14 protein-coding genes are annotated in these 16,186 nt (G+C 64.7%); 5 read left to right on the plus strand and 9 right to left on the minus strand.

The genetic code is table 11. The features are described from left to right. Nucleotides 1-2: 2 nt before the first annotated feature. The 4 genes from C1A35_RS20295 to C1A35_RS20310 all read left to right on the plus strand — a co-directional run bounded on the left by C1A35_RS20295 (nucleotide 3) and on the right by C1A35_RS20310 (nucleotide 5,135). Nucleotides 3-1,976 (plus strand): amidohydrolase, encoded by a 1,974-nt coding sequence (locus C1A35_RS20295; RefSeq protein WP_104666050.1) that lies wholly within the window; start codon nucleotides 3-5, stop codon nucleotides 1,974-1,976. Nucleotides 1,977-2,234: 258 nt separating this feature from the next. Next, entirely contained in the window at nucleotides 2,235-2,621 is a 387-nt protein-coding gene (locus C1A35_RS20300; RefSeq protein WP_104666180.1) for a DoxX family protein, read from the plus strand. Continuing rightward, nucleotides 2,618-4,219, plus strand: coding sequence for an MFS transporter (locus C1A35_RS20305; RefSeq protein ID WP_104666051.1), 1,602 nt, complete (start codon nucleotides 2,618-2,620; stop codon nucleotides 4,217-4,219). The genes C1A35_RS20300 and C1A35_RS20305 overlap by 4 nt, the downstream gene beginning before the upstream one ends. A gap of 85 nt (nucleotides 4,220-4,304) precedes the next feature. Beyond that, complete coding sequence (locus C1A35_RS20310) at nucleotides 4,305-5,135, plus strand: alpha/beta fold hydrolase (RefSeq protein ID WP_104666052.1); 831 nt, start codon at nucleotides 4,305-4,307, stop codon at nucleotides 5,133-5,135. Nucleotides 5,136-5,360: 225 nt separating this feature from the next. On the opposite strand, the gene C1A35_RS20315 is transcribed toward C1A35_RS20310, so the two are convergent. Both C1A35_RS20315 and C1A35_RS20320 read right to left on the minus strand, forming a co-directional pair. Beyond that, entirely contained in the window at nucleotides 5,361-6,002 is a 642-nt protein-coding gene (locus C1A35_RS20315; RefSeq protein ID WP_104666053.1) for a Vgb family protein, read from the minus strand. 10 nt (nucleotides 6,003-6,012) lie between these two features. Next, entirely contained in the window at nucleotides 6,013-7,233 is a 1,221-nt protein-coding gene (locus C1A35_RS20320) for a helix-turn-helix domain-containing protein (protein WP_104666054.1), read from the minus strand. A 319-nt stretch (nucleotides 7,234-7,552) separates the two neighbouring features. Here C1A35_RS20320 and C1A35_RS20325 point away from each other — a divergent pair, with 319 nt between their 5' ends. Then, complete coding sequence (locus C1A35_RS20325) at nucleotides 7,553-8,767, plus strand: MFS transporter (protein ID WP_104666055.1); 1,215 nt, start codon at nucleotides 7,553-7,555, stop codon at nucleotides 8,765-8,767. A gap of 89 nt (nucleotides 8,768-8,856) precedes the next feature. Here the strand turns inward: C1A35_RS20325 and C1A35_RS20330 are convergent, their stop codons facing one another. From C1A35_RS20330 to C1A35_RS20360, 7 genes are all read right to left on the minus strand, one after another. Beyond that, nucleotides 8,857-10,161 carry a CynX/NimT family MFS transporter gene (locus C1A35_RS20330; RefSeq protein ID WP_104666056.1) on the minus strand — a complete coding sequence of 435 codons (1,305 nt, stop codon included), beginning with the start codon at nucleotides 10,159-10,161 and terminating at the stop codon, nucleotides 8,857-8,859. Next, entirely contained in the window at nucleotides 10,158-10,835 is a 678-nt protein-coding gene (locus C1A35_RS20335; protein WP_104666181.1) for a FadR/GntR family transcriptional regulator, read from the minus strand. The genes C1A35_RS20330 and C1A35_RS20335 overlap by 4 nt, the downstream gene beginning before the upstream one ends. A 341-nt stretch (nucleotides 10,836-11,176) precedes the next feature. Continuing rightward, entirely contained in the window at nucleotides 11,177-11,518 is a 342-nt protein-coding gene (locus C1A35_RS20340; protein ID WP_077963808.1) for a slr1659 superfamily regulator, read from the minus strand. 13 nt (nucleotides 11,519-11,531) lie between these two features. Beyond that, entirely contained in the window at nucleotides 11,532-12,092 is a 561-nt protein-coding gene (locus C1A35_RS20345) for a slr1658 superfamily regulator (protein ID WP_104666057.1), read from the minus strand. 4 nt (nucleotides 12,093-12,096) lie between these two features. Continuing rightward, nucleotides 12,097-14,457 (minus strand): SpoIIE family protein phosphatase, encoded by a 2,361-nt coding sequence (locus tag C1A35_RS20350; RefSeq protein ID WP_104666058.1) that lies wholly within the window; start codon nucleotides 14,455-14,457, stop codon nucleotides 12,097-12,099. Continuing rightward, on the minus strand, nucleotides 14,454-15,629 hold the full coding sequence (locus C1A35_RS20355) for a class I SAM-dependent methyltransferase (protein WP_104666059.1): 1,176 nt from the start codon (nucleotides 15,627-15,629) through the stop codon (nucleotides 14,454-14,456). The genes C1A35_RS20350 and C1A35_RS20355 overlap by 4 nt, the downstream gene beginning before the upstream one ends. Beyond that, the gene (locus C1A35_RS20360) at nucleotides 15,626-16,144 is read right to left on the minus strand and encodes a ubiquinone biosynthesis methyltransferase UbiE (protein ID WP_104666060.1); all 519 of its coding nucleotides are present in this window, start codon (nucleotides 16,142-16,144) and stop codon (nucleotides 15,626-15,628) included. The genes C1A35_RS20355 and C1A35_RS20360 overlap by 4 nt, the downstream gene beginning before the upstream one ends. Nucleotides 16,145-16,186 lie beyond the last annotated feature (42 nt).

The following is a 16,186-nucleotide window of genomic DNA, read 5'->3' on the forward strand; positions in this document are numbered from 1 at the left end:
CGATGCCGACGCGACGCAATTTTCTCGGCGCAACTGCAGCCGCCCTCGCTTTGAGCAGAACAGGCGCCGCCAATGCCCAACATACCGGAGACACCCTGATGACGCCCGACCTGATCCTTGCCAACGGCCTCGTGACGACGCTCGATCGCGCCAATCCGGCAGCCACCGCGATTGCCGTCAAGGACGGCCTGATTGTCGCCGTCGGTGACGACAGGACGATCATGGCGCTGGCCGGCTCGGGCACCAGGACCATCGACCTCAAGGGCAAGCGCGTGCTGCCGGGCCTGAACGACAACCACACGCACGTCGTGCGCGGCGGGCTGAACTTCAACATGGAACTGCGCTGGGACGGCGTGCGCTCGCTCGCCGATGCGATGGACATGCTGAAGCGGCAGGTGGCGATCACGCCGGCGCCGCAATGGGTGCGCGTCGTCGGCGGCTTCACCGAACACCAATTTGTCGAGAAGCGCCTGCCGACGATCGAGGAGATCAATGCGGTGGCGCCGGATACGCCGGTGTTCCTGCTGCATCTCTATGACCGGGCGCTTTTGAACGGCGCGGCGCTGCGCGCCGTCGGGTATGGCAGGGACACGCCCAATCCGCCGGGCGGCGAGATCACCCGTGACGCCAACGGCAACCCGACCGGGCTGCTCTTGGCCAAGCCCAATGCCGGCATCCTCTATTCGACGCTTGCCAAGGGACCGAAGCTGCCCTTCGACTACCAGGTCAACTCCACCCGCCACTTCATGCGCGAGCTCAATCGCCTGGGCGTCACCAGCGTCATCGACGCCGGCGGCGGCTTCCAGAACTATCCGGATGACTATGCCGTCATCCAGAAGCTCGCCGACGAGGGCCAGATGACGGTCAGGCTTGCCTACAACCTCTTCACTCAGAAGCCGAAGGAGGAGAAGGACGACTTTTTGAAGTGGACGTCGTCGGTCAAATACAAGCAGGGCACCGACTATTTCCGCCACAACGGCGCCGGCGAGATGCTGGTGTTTTCCGCCGCCGACTTCGAGGACTTCCGCGAGCCGCGTCCGGACATGCCGCCGGAGATGGAGGGCGAACTCGAAGAGGTCGTGCGCATCCTGGCCGAGAACCGCTGGCCCTGGCGACTGCATGCCACCTATGACGAGACGATCACCCGTGCGCTCGACGTGTTCGAGAAGGTCAACCGGGATATCCCGCTTTCAGGCATCAACTGGTTCTTCGACCATGCCGAGACGATTTCCGACCGCTCGATCGACCGGATCGCCGCCCTTGGCGGCGGCATCGCCGTGCAGCACCGCATGGCCTATCAGGGCGAATATTTCGTCGAGCGTTATGGCCATGGCGTTGCTGAAGCCACCCCGCCGGTCGCCAAGATGCTGGCCAGGGGCGTCAACGTGTCGGCTGGCACCGATGCCACCCGCGTCGCCTCCTACAACCCCTGGGTCTCCTTGTCGTGGATGGTGACCGGCAAGACCGTTGGCGGCCTGCAGCTCTACCCGCGCGCCAACTGCCTCGACCGCGAGACCGCGCTGCGGATGTGGACCGAGAAGGTGCAGTGGTTTTCAAACGAGGAAGGCAAGAAGGGCCGGATCGAGAAGGGGCAGTTCGCCGACCTGATCGTGCCGAACAAGGATTATTTTAACTGTGCCGAGGACGAGATCGCGTTCCTGACCTCGGAGCTGACGGTTGTCGGCGGCAGGATCGTCTATGCCGCCGGCGACTTTGCCGCCCAGGACGAGAACCCGGTGCCGCCGGCGATGCCCGACTGGTCGCCGGTCCGCACCTTCGGCGGTTACGCCGCCTGGGGAGAACCTGATGGCGCGGGCAGGAACTCGCTGCGGCGCACGGCGATCACGACCTGCGGCTGCGCCAGCAATTGCGGTCTGCACGGCCACGACCACGCCGGAGCCTGGACGTCGAAGCTGCCGATCGCCGATCTCAAGGGCTTCTTCGGCGCGCTCGGATGCTCCTGCTGGGCGGTGTGATGGCCATGCAAGGGAGGCTTGCGAGCAAAACCGAAACGGGGCCGGCGCCGCGGCGGCGGTCTCCATCCCGATCGGCCTACGAAAAGGGCGCAGCGACCACCCCTTCGCTCGGCGGCAAACGACGAGGGCGGCTCGGCCGCCGTTAACTGAAGACCGCCGACACGAAAACAAGATCAAGGAAATACAACATTGAGCCTGTCCTCCATCGAAAACCGTCTCGTCGCTCGCCTCCGACCGGGCCTTTCCGGCAACCCTGTCATGTTTCTCGGGCTGCTGGCGCTCTGCTCCGCCTACATCCAGGGACCGCTGACCAAGATTTTCGACTTCCCGGGTGCGCTGGCGGAGATGGACCACTTCGGCCTGCATCCGGCGCCGTTCTTTGCCGTCGGGGTCATCGTTTTCGAGCTTTCCATGTCGGCGCTCATTCTCTCAGGGGTTTATCGCTGGGCGGCGGCAAGCGCGCTTGCCGCCTTCACGCTCGCGGCGACCTTCCTCGCCTTCCGCTTCTGGGAGCTGCCGCCCGGCATGGAGCGTGCGATGGCGACAAACGGCTTTTTCGAGCATATCGGCCTTGCCGGCGCCTTCGTGCTCGTCGCGCTCTATGATCTGCGCGAACGCGCATCCGTTGGGAGGGGTGGCCAATGACGCAGGCGATGGCCAACAACGCCGGCACTTTCGCGCCCCTGCGCCAGAAGGTCTTTGCCGTCCTCTGGGTGGCGACGATCATCGGCAATACCGGCAGCTTCATTCGCGATGTCGCGAGCTCCTGGCTCGTCACGGACCTGTCGGCAACGCCCGCCGCCGTGTCGATGATCCAGGCGGCAGCGACGCTGCCGATCTTCCTGCTCGCCATCCCGGCCGGCGTGCTCTCCGACATTCTCGACCGGCGCAAGTTCCTGATCGTCGTGCAGTTCCTGCTCGCATCTGCGAGCCTCTGCCTCTTGTTCCTCTCGGTAACCGGGCTGCAAACCGTAACCTCGCTGATTGCGCTCACCTTCGTCGGCGGCATCGGTGCAGCGCTCGTTGCTCCCACCTGGCAGGCGATCGTACCGGAACTCGTATCGCGGCAGGACGTCAAGGGCGCGGTTGCGCTGAATTCGCTCGGCATCAACATCGCCCGCGCGATCGGCCCGGCGCTTGGCGGCCTGCTGCTTGCCTGGTTCGGCGCGGCCGTGACCTACGGCGTCGATGTCATCAGCTATGTCTTCGTCATCGCCGCTCTTGTCTGGTGGCGGCGGCAGGTGCCCGAGGACGACGTGCTCGCCGAGCGCTTCCTCGGCGCCTTCCGCGCCGGCTTGCGTTATGCGCGCGCCAGCCGCGAGCTGCATGTGGTGCTGCTGCGCGCGGCGGTGTTCTTCGCCTTTTCGAGCGCAATCTGGGCTCTGCTGCCGCTGATCGCCCGCCAGCTTCTCGGCGGTGGCGCCAGTTTCTACGGCATCCTGCTCGGTGCCGTCGGTGCGGGCGCGATCGGCGGCGCGCTGGTGATGCCGCGCTTGCGGGCCCGGATGAATGCCGACGGGCTATTGCTCCTGTCCGCGGTCCTGACCGCCGCCGTCATGGGCGTGCTCTCCTTCGCGCCGGCGCAATGGGTGGCAGTGGCGGCGCTCATCGTCTGTGGTGCAGCCTGGATCACGGCGCTGACGACGCTGAACAGCACCGCGCAATCGATCCTGCCCAACTGGGTGCGCGGCCGCACGCTTGCCGTCTATCTGACCGTCTTCAACGGCGCGATGACCGGCGGCAGTCTTGCCTGGGGCGCCGTCGCCGAGGCGATCGGCGTGCCCTTCACGCTGGCCGTGGCGGCCATCGGCCTTCTCTGCGTCGGCCTTGCCTTCCACGCCCTAAAATTGCCGAAAGGCGAAGCGGATCTGGTGCCTTCCAACCATTGGCCGGAGCCCTTGACCAGCGAGCCCGTGGAACACGACCGTGGGCCGGTTCTCGTGCTGATCGAGTACACGGTCGACAAGGCGGATCGCTCCGATTTCCTGAAGGCGCTGGCCCGCCTTTCTCACGAGCGTCGCCGCGACGGCGCCTATGGCTGGGGCGTGACCGAGGACGCTGCCGACCCCGGACGGCTGGTCGAATGGTTCATGGTCGAATCCTGGGCGGAGCATCTGCGCCAGCACAAGCGCGTGTCGAAGGCCGATGCCGACATCCAGGAAGACGTTCGCCGTTATCACAAGGGTCCGGCGGCGCCGCTCGTCAACCACTATCTCGCGATCAACCGCCCGCATCTCGGCTGACGCGAATCGCCTTCCCCGGCGCAGGTCTGCGCCGGGGACCATACCCGCAAGACATATCTTAAACCCAAGCAAAGGAACCGTTCCCATGACCGAGAACTTCGTCAGGACTGAAGACGGCGTCGACATCTTCTACAAGGATTGGGGCTCGGGCCAGCCAATCGTCTTTCACCACGGCTGGCCGCTGTCGGCGGACGACTGGGACGCGCAGATGCTCTATTTCGTCAGCAAGGGCTACCGCGTCATTGCCCACGACCGCCGCGGCCATGGCCGCTCGACGCAGGTGAGCGAGGGCCACGATATCGCCCACTACGCCAAGGACGTCGCAGCACTGACCACCAAGCTCGGTCTCAGCGACGCCATCCATATCGGCCACTCCACCGGTGGCGGCGAAGCGGTGGCCTACGTGGCGCGCCACGGCGGCGGCCGGGTTTCCAAGCTGATCATCGTCGGCGCCGTGCCGCCGATCATGGTCAAGACCGAAAACAACCCGGGCGGTTTGCCGATCGAGGTGTTCGACGGCTTCCGGGCAGCCCTTGCCGCCAATCGCGCCCAGTTCTTCCTCGACGTTCCGAGCGGTCCGTTCTACGGCTACAATCGCCCCGGTGCCGAGGCATCCGAGGGCGTCATCCGCAACTGGTGGCGTCAGGGCATGATGGGCAGCGCCAAGGCGCACTACGAGGGCATCAAGGCCTTCTCCGAGACCGACTTCACCGAGGACTTGAAGGCGATCGAGGTTCCGACGCTGGTCATGCACGGCGACGACGACCAGATCGTGCCGATCGACGACAGCGCGCGGTTGGCGGTCAAGCTCCTGAAGAACGGCACGCTCAAGGTCTATGAGGGTTATGCACATGGCATGTTGACAACCCATGCCGATGTCATCAATCCCGACCTTCTCGCCTTCATTAAGGCCTAAAGCTCGGGCACGGTCCGCGATGTCCGGGCATTGCGGACCGTGCTCTGACAACGCTACTGCATGGTTCCCTTGATCGTCGCCGGTTCTGCGGATGGAACATGCAGCGCTTCGAAGCGCTACAGCGCCTTTATGCGCCTGAGACGGCGTGCGGCGCTGTAGTGCCGGCGCCGCATCGACAGCTGCACGCTGCCGCGCCGGTCGCCAGGAAATCGTCGTGAGTGTTCTTCAGCGCGCGCGTTTCGGCCGGCGAACGGCCCGGATCACGCCGGTCGGACCGCCGCCGCAAAAGAAGCGGTCGCCGCCGTCTGACTCCAGCCCCGAAACCCCCGTTCCCGGTGGCATGACGAGCGTTTCCAGCACCGCTCCGGTTTCCGGGTCGATACGCCTGATGTCGCTCTCGTCGCCTTCCCAGGTGCCGTGCCACAGTTCGCCGTCGACCCAGGTCACGCCGGTCACGACCCGCTTGGATTCGATCGTGCGCAGGATCGCGCCGGTCTCGGGATCGATCTGGTGAATCTTTCGGTCCCGGTACTGCCCCACCCAGAGCGTGCCTTCGGCCCAGGCAAGGCCGGAATCGCCGCCTCGGCCAGGCGCGGGGATTGTCGCCAGGACGCTGCCGGTTTCGGGATCGATCTTCTGGATGCGATCCTCGGCGATCTGGAACAGGTGCTTGCCGTCGAAGGCGGTGCCCGCGTGCGCCGCGACATCGAGCGAGCGGACGAGTGTGCCATTTTCCGGATCGAAGGCGTTGATGGTGTCGCCGGCGCCGTACCACACGGTGCGTCCGTCGAAGGTGACGCCATGGACCTGATCTGCCCCGGGGAACGGGCCATATTCTTTGAGGATTTCTGCGTCGGATCGTTTCATGGGGCTGATCCTATTCGTTTGGCAAAGGGCCGGGGAGTAACAAGACTGTCGGGAAAGCAGCAACGGGCGGCACCACCCAGCGCCGCGCCCGCCCGCGCCCGATCGGCAGAACCTTGCCTTGCGCGGCGAGCTCTTCAAGTGCCCGTTGTACGGTGCGTGCGCTGGCGTCGAGCGCGATTGCAAGCGCCGAACTCGACCAGGCCTCGCCGTCGGCCAGCAAGGCCTGCATCGTCGCATGCCGCTCATCGACCGGAGGTGCAAGGACTGCGACCTTGTGCTTGCCGTGCGGCGCCAGCCGGAAGCCGTCGCTCGTCGCCTTGATATCCGCAAGCGGGCGCAGTTCCTCGCGCAGCCGGCCGATTTCGACGCGCAGCCTTGCCCGGTGGGATTCATCGACATGCCGTGCGCCGAAGGCCCGGGCGAGCAAGGCCTGCCTTGAGACGTCACCCGGCCAGGCCTCGCCGAGGGCGCGCGCCAGCGCAAAGAGCACCGGTCGGGTGGCAAGCGAACACACGGTCGCTTCCCGACGGACGAGGTTCCGGCAGGCATCGATGACGAGGGCGCCGGACGCAAGCAGTCGTTCAACCTCATTGAGCCGCAGCGCGCGTTCTTCCCCATCCGTCAGGAGGCGGGCAGCCGGCGCATGCAGGACGGCAGCCGCGTTCTCGACCTCCAGGATCAGGGCCGGGATGCCGCTTGCCCGCGCGGCTTCCATCGCCCGCTCGAATGCGGCGGCAGCGGCCTCGGTCCGCAACCGGCGCACGGCGATGCCGGCGAGCGCCAATTCGTGGGCGGCTCTCGGTGACGGTGTCAGTTGGCCCGGTTCGATACCGTCAAGCAGGTGCTCGGCCTCGTCCAGCCGCCCGATGAGCAGCAGCCGCCGTGCGCCGAGATTGCGGGCGTGGGCAGCGTTGAGGTGGTCGCCGTGGGTTTCAAGCGTCAAACGGGCGGCGTCGAGCGCTTTCATCGGCCAGGAAAGATCGCGGGAGACGATGGCGATCTCCGCCTCGGCGACGATGCACCGCGCCCGGGCCACGGCCTGCCGTGGGCCGAAGCCGCGCGCGGCGCTCTTCAACAGCGCCTTGGCGCGGATAAAGTCTCCAAGCTGGGCCATGGCGATGCCGCGCAGCGCCAGTGCCGACGGATCGTCGCGCAACGCCACCCGCTTCAGCGCGCCGAGCGGATCGCCTGCCGCCAGCGCCCGCGCTGCGGCGGTGATCAACGAATCCATCGAAATCCCGTCACACTTGTCACTCCCGCAAGCCGTGTTCCAGGCTTTATCTATCGCTCCGGTGGCAACGGACAACAGAAAGAAGCTTTGTCGCACAATCAAGCGGAAACAGTCAGGTGCGCGTTTCGAAGGCTGCGTCGACGGGTAGTCTGCAATTATCATGAAATTCTTTCCAAGCTCACTGTCGGGTTGGCGACGGCGCGAGCGTCTTTCAATCGGGCGGATAAGGCTAGAGATCCCTGACGCACTCCGCCGCGATCAGGTTGCACATTTATCGGCGTGGCCGGACGTCCGGCCGGGCGGCTTAAAGGAGATTGCAATGACCAATTCGCAATACCGTTGGGTCATCGTGGCGGCGGGCGGTCTGCTCGGCTGCCTGGCGATCGGCGCCATGTTTTCGCTTCCGGTGTTCCTGCTGCCAATCTCGCGCGACACCGGGTGGTCGGTGACAGGCGTATCGAGCGCCATGACCATCGGCTTCCTGGCCATGGCGTTTGCCAGCATCGCCTGGGGCAGTCTTTCCGACCGTTGGGGCGCGCGCCCGATCGTGCTTATCGGATCGGTGCTCTTGGCCGTCAGCCTGATGGCGGCAAGCTGGGCGACCTCGCTGATCGCCTTCCAGATCCTCTTCGGTGTCGTCGTCGGCACAGCAACGGCGGCGATCTTCGCGCCGATGATGGCCTGCGTCACCGGCTGGTTCGACACGCATCGCAGTCTCGCCGTTTCCCTCGTCTCGGCCGGCATGGGCATGGCGCCGATGACGATGTCGCCTTTCGCCGCCTGGCTGGTTTCGGGCTATGACTGGAGAACTGCGCTGCAGATCATCGCGCTCGTCGTCGCCGTCGTCATGATCCCGGTCTCGTTTCTTGTCCGACAGGCGCCGGCGCTTGCCGGCGGCGCTGCCGCGGCCGTTGCCGAGGACGAGCCGCATTCGTCGATGACGACCAGCCAGGTGCTGAAATCGCCGCTCTTCATCATCCTGCTTCTCACCAACTTTTTCTGCTGTGCGACCCACTCGGGTCCGATCTTCCACACGGTGAGCTATGCGATCACCTGCGGCATCCCTGTGATGGCGGCGGTCTCGATCTACAGCGTCGAGGGGCTCGCCGGCATGGGCGGCCGTGTCGTCTTCGGCCTGCTCGGGGACCGCTTCGGGGCCAAGCGCGTTCTGGTTCTCGGACTGCTCGCCCAGGCCTTCGGGGCACTCGCCTATGTCTTTGCCGCCGGGCTCGGCTCGTTCTACGCGGTCGCTGCCCTGTTCGGCTTCATCTATGCGGGCGTCATGCCGCTTTACGCGGTGCTTGCCCGCGAGAATTTCCCCTTGCGGATGATGGGGACGGTGATCGGTGGAACGGCCATGGCCGGCAGCCTCGGCATGGCGACGGGGCCGGTTGCCGGCGGTCTGATCTACGATGCGCTGGCGAGCTACACCTGGCTCTATGTCGGCTCCTGGGGCATCGGCCTCGGTGCGTTCCTGATCGCGCTGATGTTCCGGCCGGCGCCGCGCTACCAGCCGGCGGTTGCCGCCGCGTGAGGCGATCACGCCGAGCACGAGAGCAAAGGGCTCCACCGGAGGCGTGGAGCCCTTTCGAGTTGAATGTTCGCTTGGACACCTGCGGTCGGCTAGCGGTCGTCGATCCGGATCGTCCGTGCGCCGACATGCAGCGCCCGGCCGGCACCGAGGCCCATGATCGCCACGCCGATCCCAAGGGCGACGAAGAGAACGGCGCTGGCAGAAAAGCTGCCGGTCCAGCTGCGGATGAAGCCGACGAGCAGCGGGCCGATGGCGGCGAGCACGTAGCCGACGCCTTGGGCCATGCCGGAGAGGTGGGCCGCCACGTGGGAATCGGGCGAGCGCAGCACGATCAGCGTCATTGCTGCGGCGATCAGGCCGCCCTGGCCGATCCCTTGCAGCACGGCCCAGACGAGCACCGTCGATAGTGGCGCAAAGAGGATGCCGATCAGCGCGATGACAGCGGCTGCCACCAGCGCCACGCAGACGGCGCGTTGATCCCGGCGGCGAACGGCGAAGGAGGGCACGGCAAGGCAGGTGACGACCTGCATCATGATCGAGGCCGAGACGACCGCGCCGGCGGTGGCGGCATCGAGACCGCGCTCCCTTAGGATCGGCGCCATCCAGCCGAAGACGCAATAGGCGAGTGCGGATTGCAGACCCATGAACAGCGTCACCTGCCAGGCGAGCCGATCGCGCCAGAGGCCGACGACGCGGAAGCCGCTGTGGCGGGCCTGCGCCTTGCCGCGCAGCGCCTGCGGTGCCCAGATCATCAGCACAATGAGTGCGGGTACCGCCCAGGCCGCGAGCGCTGCGGACCAGGAGCCGACGACATGGTGTTCGATCGTCAGCGTCAGGCCGGCGGCGCTGGCGGCACCGGCGCAGAGCGCCATGGTGTAGAGGCCCGTCATCATCGCCGCCCGGTCGGGGAAGTCGCGCTTGACGAGGCCGGGGAGCAGCACGTTGCCGATCGCGATCGCGGCGCCCGCCGCAAATGTCGAAAGGAAGAGAAGCGGCACGGACTGCACGCCGCGCAGGCCCGTGCCGAGCGTCAGGAGGACGAGCACGCCGAGGAGGGTTCGCTCGGCGCCGAAACGCTGGGCAAGCTTTGGCGCAAGCGGGGCGAAGAGCCCGAGGCAAAGCACCGGTAGCGTGGTGAGCACGCTGGCGCTGGCAGTGGAGAGGCCCGTCGCCTGCATCACCTCGGGCAGCAGCACCGAGAGGCTGGAAAACAGCGGCCTGAGGTTGAAGGCGATGAGGACGAGGCTGACGCCGAGCAGGATGCGGGCGCTGCGGCTCAAGGCCGGCGGCTGCGGCGCTGGCAGGCTGTCGGCCTCGGCGTCGATGAGCTGGTTTTCAAGCTCTAGCCCTTCGGCGGCCTCGGCCTTGTGCGGTTCACGGAAGCTCTGGTTCATTGGGAAAGAAGCCGTTCGAGTTCTCTTAGGACAGGGGCCATGAAGGATCGGACGGCGGCTGCGGCCTTGTCGGCATCGCCGGTCGCGATGGCGTCGACGATCGCCGCATGCGCCCGGTCGTCGGGCTCGGGCAGGTCGCCATTGAGCGTCGAGTGGATGGTTTCGAGGATGGCTGAGGTGAAGAAATCATAGAGCTCGACGATGGCCCTGTTGCCGGAGGCCTCGACGATTGACCGGTGGAAGGCGATGTCGCGCCGGCCGAAGGCTTCGCGTCCGTCATCGGCAACCGTGCCACGGGCCTTGAGAAGGCCGCGCATGCGGTCAAGATCCCCGGGCGTGTGCCGCAGCGCCGCCAGGCGTGCGGCTTCGACGTCAAGGGCCGCGCGCGCCTCCCACTGGTCGCGCAAGCCCGATCGCTTGACGCGGTCGAGCGCGCCCGAGGTATCGACCGTCGAGCGGACATAGGTGCCTGAGCCCTGACGGGCGTCGAGCAATCCTTTCGAGATCAGCACCCGGACGGCCTCGCGCACAGTGCCGCGGCTCACGGCCAAAAGCTCGGTCAGCGCCGTTTCGTTGGGGATGCGTTCGCCGATGGCCCAGCGGCCGCTTAAGATTTCCGCCCTGAGGCTTTCGGCTGCGCTCTCGGTGAGATTGGTGCGATTGATTGGCTGCATCATCTGCTCATCAAGTCATCAGATGATTTGATGGATAGGCGTGCGCGATGCGGAAGTCAAGCCGGCACATGACTTGCCGAAGCGAACCACGCCCCCCGAAACGCATCCCCTTGGAGGCTGGCGCAGAGCATGTTGTACAAAAGTGCGCAGCGGTTTGGCGATAACGACATGCGCCAAATCAAAAACGTAACGCGCACGGAGCGAACTTAAAAATCGCGATGCGCTTTAGCGCCGGAGCGCGGGCATGCCTGGTGCAAGCTGCGACAGCCAGCGCGCCGGCCAGCGGCGCGCAAGGTCTTCAGGATTTCACCGAGGGATTGGTTGCCCGAGCCGGGTCGAACTCAGTTCAGCTTGAGATCGAGTCCGGGGTGCAGCTTCTTGAGATTTGGCAGCGATTTCGACTGCCACGGAATTTCCGAGGTCCCGCGCACCGTCAATTGCACGTTCGGGCGGTTGCGCGCCTCGATCGTCAGCTTGGCGAGCAGGTTGATCCCGGACGAATTCAGGAACTGCAGTTCGGTCAGGTCGATCGTGACGTGCTCAGGCTCGGTTTCCAGTACGCCCATGACCGTCGAGAAGATCGGGGCATAGGCTTCCGTACCCGGCAGCCGCATGGTGCCTTCGAAATGAATATCGTTGCCTTCGGACCAAACGCGATACTCTTCTTCGTCCTTATTTTCCATGTTCACCGGCTCATCAGTTCGAGAGGTCTGGGACCGCAATGGAGGCATAGGTCTCCAAGGAGGTTTCTCCGTCGTCGCCCTGGGCGCCAAAAACCCAGGCGAAACGAACACCATAATCGCTCATCAGCGTCAAAAGACCAAGCCCCGAGCCGCTCTTGCCGAGCCCGGTTGCGTTGGCCTCGATGCGCTCGATGAGCAGGTCGCCGGGGTCGCCGTCGGCGATCTCGGAGAGCAGTTCCTGGAAGCGGGCGGCCGCTTCGTTGTCGATCACGTTTGACACCTTCGTGCGGAAGCTGTGGGCTTCGAGGACAGCCTCGACGACGACAGAACCGGAGGCGCGGAACTTCACGGCATTCTCGACCAGCTCGTTGGTCAGGTAGCCGATATTGTGGCGCACTTCGCGATAGGTGTTGCGGGAAGCGCGGTAACGTAGCGCCGCCAGTTCGGCGACGAAATCCGACGCCATGGCGCAATGCTTCCAGCTGAGATCCAGCGGCCCGTCGTATAGACGCAGCCGGGTCATCTTCTGGTGGGCACCGATCGTCAGGTCCGCCAGTCCGTAGAGCGTGGTCATCTGATCACCTGTGTCTCATGACGACGAGCGTGATGTCGTCATATATCTTCTGCTTGCCGATATGCGCCATCAGGTCGTCGATGATGCCCGCTTTGACGTCCTCGGCGCTTTGTCCGTAAAACTTTCCGGCGCTTGCGCACAGCCGCTCGATGCCGAACAGTTCGCCCTTGGCGTTCGCCGCCTCGGTCACGCCGTCCGTGTGTAGCACGATCATGTCGCCGCGGCCGAAGGATATCTCGCGGGTGGCGACGAAGCGCGAAATATCCGATTCGAGACCGATCGGCAGGCCGAGGTCCAGCGTGTCAATCCGCTCGATTTCGGCACCCTTGCGCACCACGATCAGTTCCTCGTGCTGCCCCGACAGCGTCAGGCGGCCGTGGTCATAGTCGAGGAAGGCCAGCGACAGATGCTTGTCGGTGTTGGTGCGCACGATGTTCTTGTAGATGGCGCGGTTGAGGCGGTTGAGGAACTGCTCCGGGTCCATGTCGCCGGCTTCCTGCAGGGCGCGGGCGACCGACTGCACCATCAGCATCAGCACACCGCTTTCAAGGCCATGCCCGGTCACGTCGCCGATGCCGATCTTAAGCCGCTCGCCGTCGCGCAGCACGTCGTAGTAGTCGCCTCCCACCTCGTCGGCCGGTCGCATATAGGCGGCGATTTCGAGATCGGCGATTTCTGCGAGCTCGCCTGCTTTGGGCAGGACCATCATCTGGATCTGCTTGGCAACAGCAAGTTCGGCACCAAGCCTGAGGTTCTCGCTGCGCAGTTGCGTGTTCAGCGTCGAGATCTGGTGGTTGGCGTCTTCGAGCTGCTTGGTGCGCTCGGTCACCAGGTTTTCGAGGTTTTCGGTGTGGTAGCTGATCTCTTCGGCCATGCGGTTGAAGGCGATGCCCGCCTCGCCCACCTCGTCGCGCGTCGAAATCGGCACGCGGACCGAATAGTCCTTCGCCTCGATGCGCGTGGCCGCCCCAGCAAGCGCGCTGATGCCACGGGTGACCCGCTTGGAAATGCCGAAGACGGCAAGCGTGACGAACAGCAGCGAAGCGAGCAGGGCCAGGATCTGATAGATGAGGATGCGGTTCGTCGCGTTGGAGATACTCGCCTGTGCTGCAAACAGTGAGGCGTAGATTTCCCGCTCCGGCACGACGATGCCAATCGACATGGTCTCGCGGCGCACCGGGCCGGACACCCAGAGGTTCTCCGGCTCGAGCTGCTTCAGGAGAATGAGATAGGGGACCTTCTCACCACTCTCGTCGAGCAGCACCCGCTGAATGGCGCCATCGGTGCCAAGCGGCAGCTCTGCGATCGCGGGCTGCGCGCTGCGGAGCAGTGAGCGCTCCAATCCGGTGACGCCTTGTCCACCGGTGTCGCTCGACCGCCTGAGGCCGATCACCTTTTCGCCGACTGGATTGATGGCAAGCACGTTGCCGTCGGACGTCACCAGAAATCCGAAGCCGCTGGCGCCGACCTTGACGCTTTCGACAACCTCGGCCAGCTGGTCGAGCGTGATATCGGTTCCGGTCGCTCCGGCGACACCTTTTCGGTCGGGCGTCCAGAGCGGCTGGAAGAAGCTGACGATCAGTTTGCCCGAGGCGGCATCGGTGTAAGGTGCGGTTTGCGTGGTATCGGCCGCAACGGGCCTGAGGCTCGGTTGCTTCGCCCACTCCTCCCAGGACTCGTAGAGGCCGGGGAAGAAGAAGTTCCAGAAGTTGGCCTCGTTGTGACCGGGGTAGAGACGGTCGAACGTCTGCGCCTGATCGGCATAGGGCGCCATGCGCAAGATCGGCCGCTCTTTTGGGCCGACGTAGTACATCTGCAGTTTGGAGCGACCGTGCGCAAGCAGAGCGGGAGCAACCAGATCGAGAACGGCGCTGTTCTCGATATCGGCCTGCACCTCGGGCAGCGGCCGGTGGTCGGGGCCAAGGAGGTAGCTCCAGACGCTTACGCTCGACAGCGATCCTGGAAGGTTCTGCGCCCACCCACCCCTGGCATCGTAGGTGACGGTAACGGATTCCGGTGCGTGCCGCGCAAGTGCCTCACCGACATCGGAGCGGCGCACGGGGCGGTCGATCTGCGCCTGGAGCACGCCCGCGAGCGTGGCGACGTCGGCGTGAACCTGGCCGAGCAGAAGATTGACCCGCGCGGCCGTCGATTCCGCGTAGGTGAGCATGTAGTCTTCGTTGGCCCTTTGCAGGCCCTGTCCGACCTCCGTCGTCGCATCGCGCGACAGTCTTTGCACGTTCCAGAGCGCCAGCCCGCCTGTTAGCAGGAGGTCGAAGAGCACGGCGCCGCCGACGACCAGCACGAACTTGGCGCGAAAGGATCTCAAACCGAACCGGGGACGTTGGATATTGCTTGCGGTCATAGTGGTTTGCGCCCGGACGCTGCCCAGATTGGCCAGCCCGCATAGCCTTTCGGATGCAGTGCAGCGAAGATGTGATCCTGGAAGCCCTGGCGGAACCGTTCGATGAATTCGGGTGCTTCGCCGTGTCTCACCGCCATGTCCGCGAACATCTTCTCCCAGCCGGCGATGATATCGGCGAAATCCTGTGGGTCACCGTCGAGATTGGTGACCATGAAGGATTCGACCAGGATGTCGTCGAAGCCCGTGTCGGCAAGATAGCGCCGGCTCTTCGGCCCGAACTCCACATCTATCTCGAAACTGCTCAAAAGCCGCGCGAGCTCATTGTAGGTCCACTGGATGCTTTGCGCCCGCGGCTCGCCGAGGCAGTGCGAGTTCTTCTCGTTGGTGATGTAGACGCGGCCGCCCGGCTTCACGATCCGATAGAGTTCCTTGAGAAGAAGCTCCGGCTGATTGAAGACCTGCAGCGAGTGGCGGCAGCTCACGAAGTCGAACTGGTTGTCCTCGAGCAGCATCTCCGACGCGTCGCCGTAGGTGTATTCGATACCCGTCACGCCGAACTCGGCGGCCACCTTTCGGGCATAGGCGAGGCTCGGCTTGGAGTGGTCGAGGGCGACGATCCGCGACGGCTGGAACTCCTTCTGCGCGAGCACGGCAAAATCGCCGATGCCGCAGCAGATGTCGGCCACGGCGATGCCGGGCCGCATGCCGTGGCGCGGCAGGAGGGTGCGCTCGTGGCGCCAGGTCAATTTCGTCTGCGCGCGCAGAATTGGAATGAAGCTCGTATCCTCGAAGTAGTCCTGGCCGGGATAGAACATCGAATCATAGACCTCTACGGAGATCTGCGGCTCGATGGTGCTCAGGTGCCGGAACATACGCGTCGTCCAACTGACGACGCTTGACGTGACGACGATCAGGCGCAGGTCCGACCGCTCCCGGCAGGCGTCGAGGGCGACCCGGATGAAGGCCTGGAAGGCAGTGTTGTTAATCTGGATGAGGCGCTTCACATCGATATAGAGAACGCCGCGCACCGCATTGATCGCTTCCCTCAGCGCGTGAATGCTCTCGGCGATCTCGTCGATCGACCGCGGCCGTATCGTCCCGGCAAGCGAGAAGATCTGGCTGTTCGGATCGAAGTCGACCTTGAAACGCTGAGGAAGGCCCGCCGCGATCAACTCACCATTCCTTCGAGAGGAAGATCCACGATCAGGGTGATGGCCGGAGCCGCATCCTCGTCAAGCCGCAGGCGGGCGTCATAGTTGACAGCGAGGTCCAGAAGCACCGATTCCCGGCTGGGGGCAAGGTCGTTCGAAATGGCGTCGAGATAGCGGGCCTGGGCATCGCTGTCACGGGTTTTCGATACCGCTTCACGATAGAAGCGCGCCTGGCCAGGCGGGCAGGGGAAGCTCAGCTGAACCCGCTCCGTGGTGCCCTGGCGATAGATCGACAACCCGATCTTGCCGTCGGTGGTGCCGCCGCGAAATGAAACCTCGAGAAGCTCGTTGAGCGCGGAGGAAAAGAAGTTCGAATGCCGTACCGGATCGGTCCGGTTGTGGCTGATCATGCGGGCGAGGTAACTCGAAACATGATCGCAATGGTGCCAGTCCGAGAGAAAATCTTCCATCTCCATATCGAACTGAAGCAAGGGCTCGAAAGCCGTCTCCGTGGTCTTGTCGACACTAGCACCCATGCAGCAATGTCCTCCGCGCCCCGAACTCTGCCACGGCCATAA

The organism is Ensifer adhaerens, assembly GCF_002940685.1.
Classification (GTDB): Bacteria; Pseudomonadota; Alphaproteobacteria; order Rhizobiales; family Rhizobiaceae; genus Ensifer; species Ensifer adhaerens_E.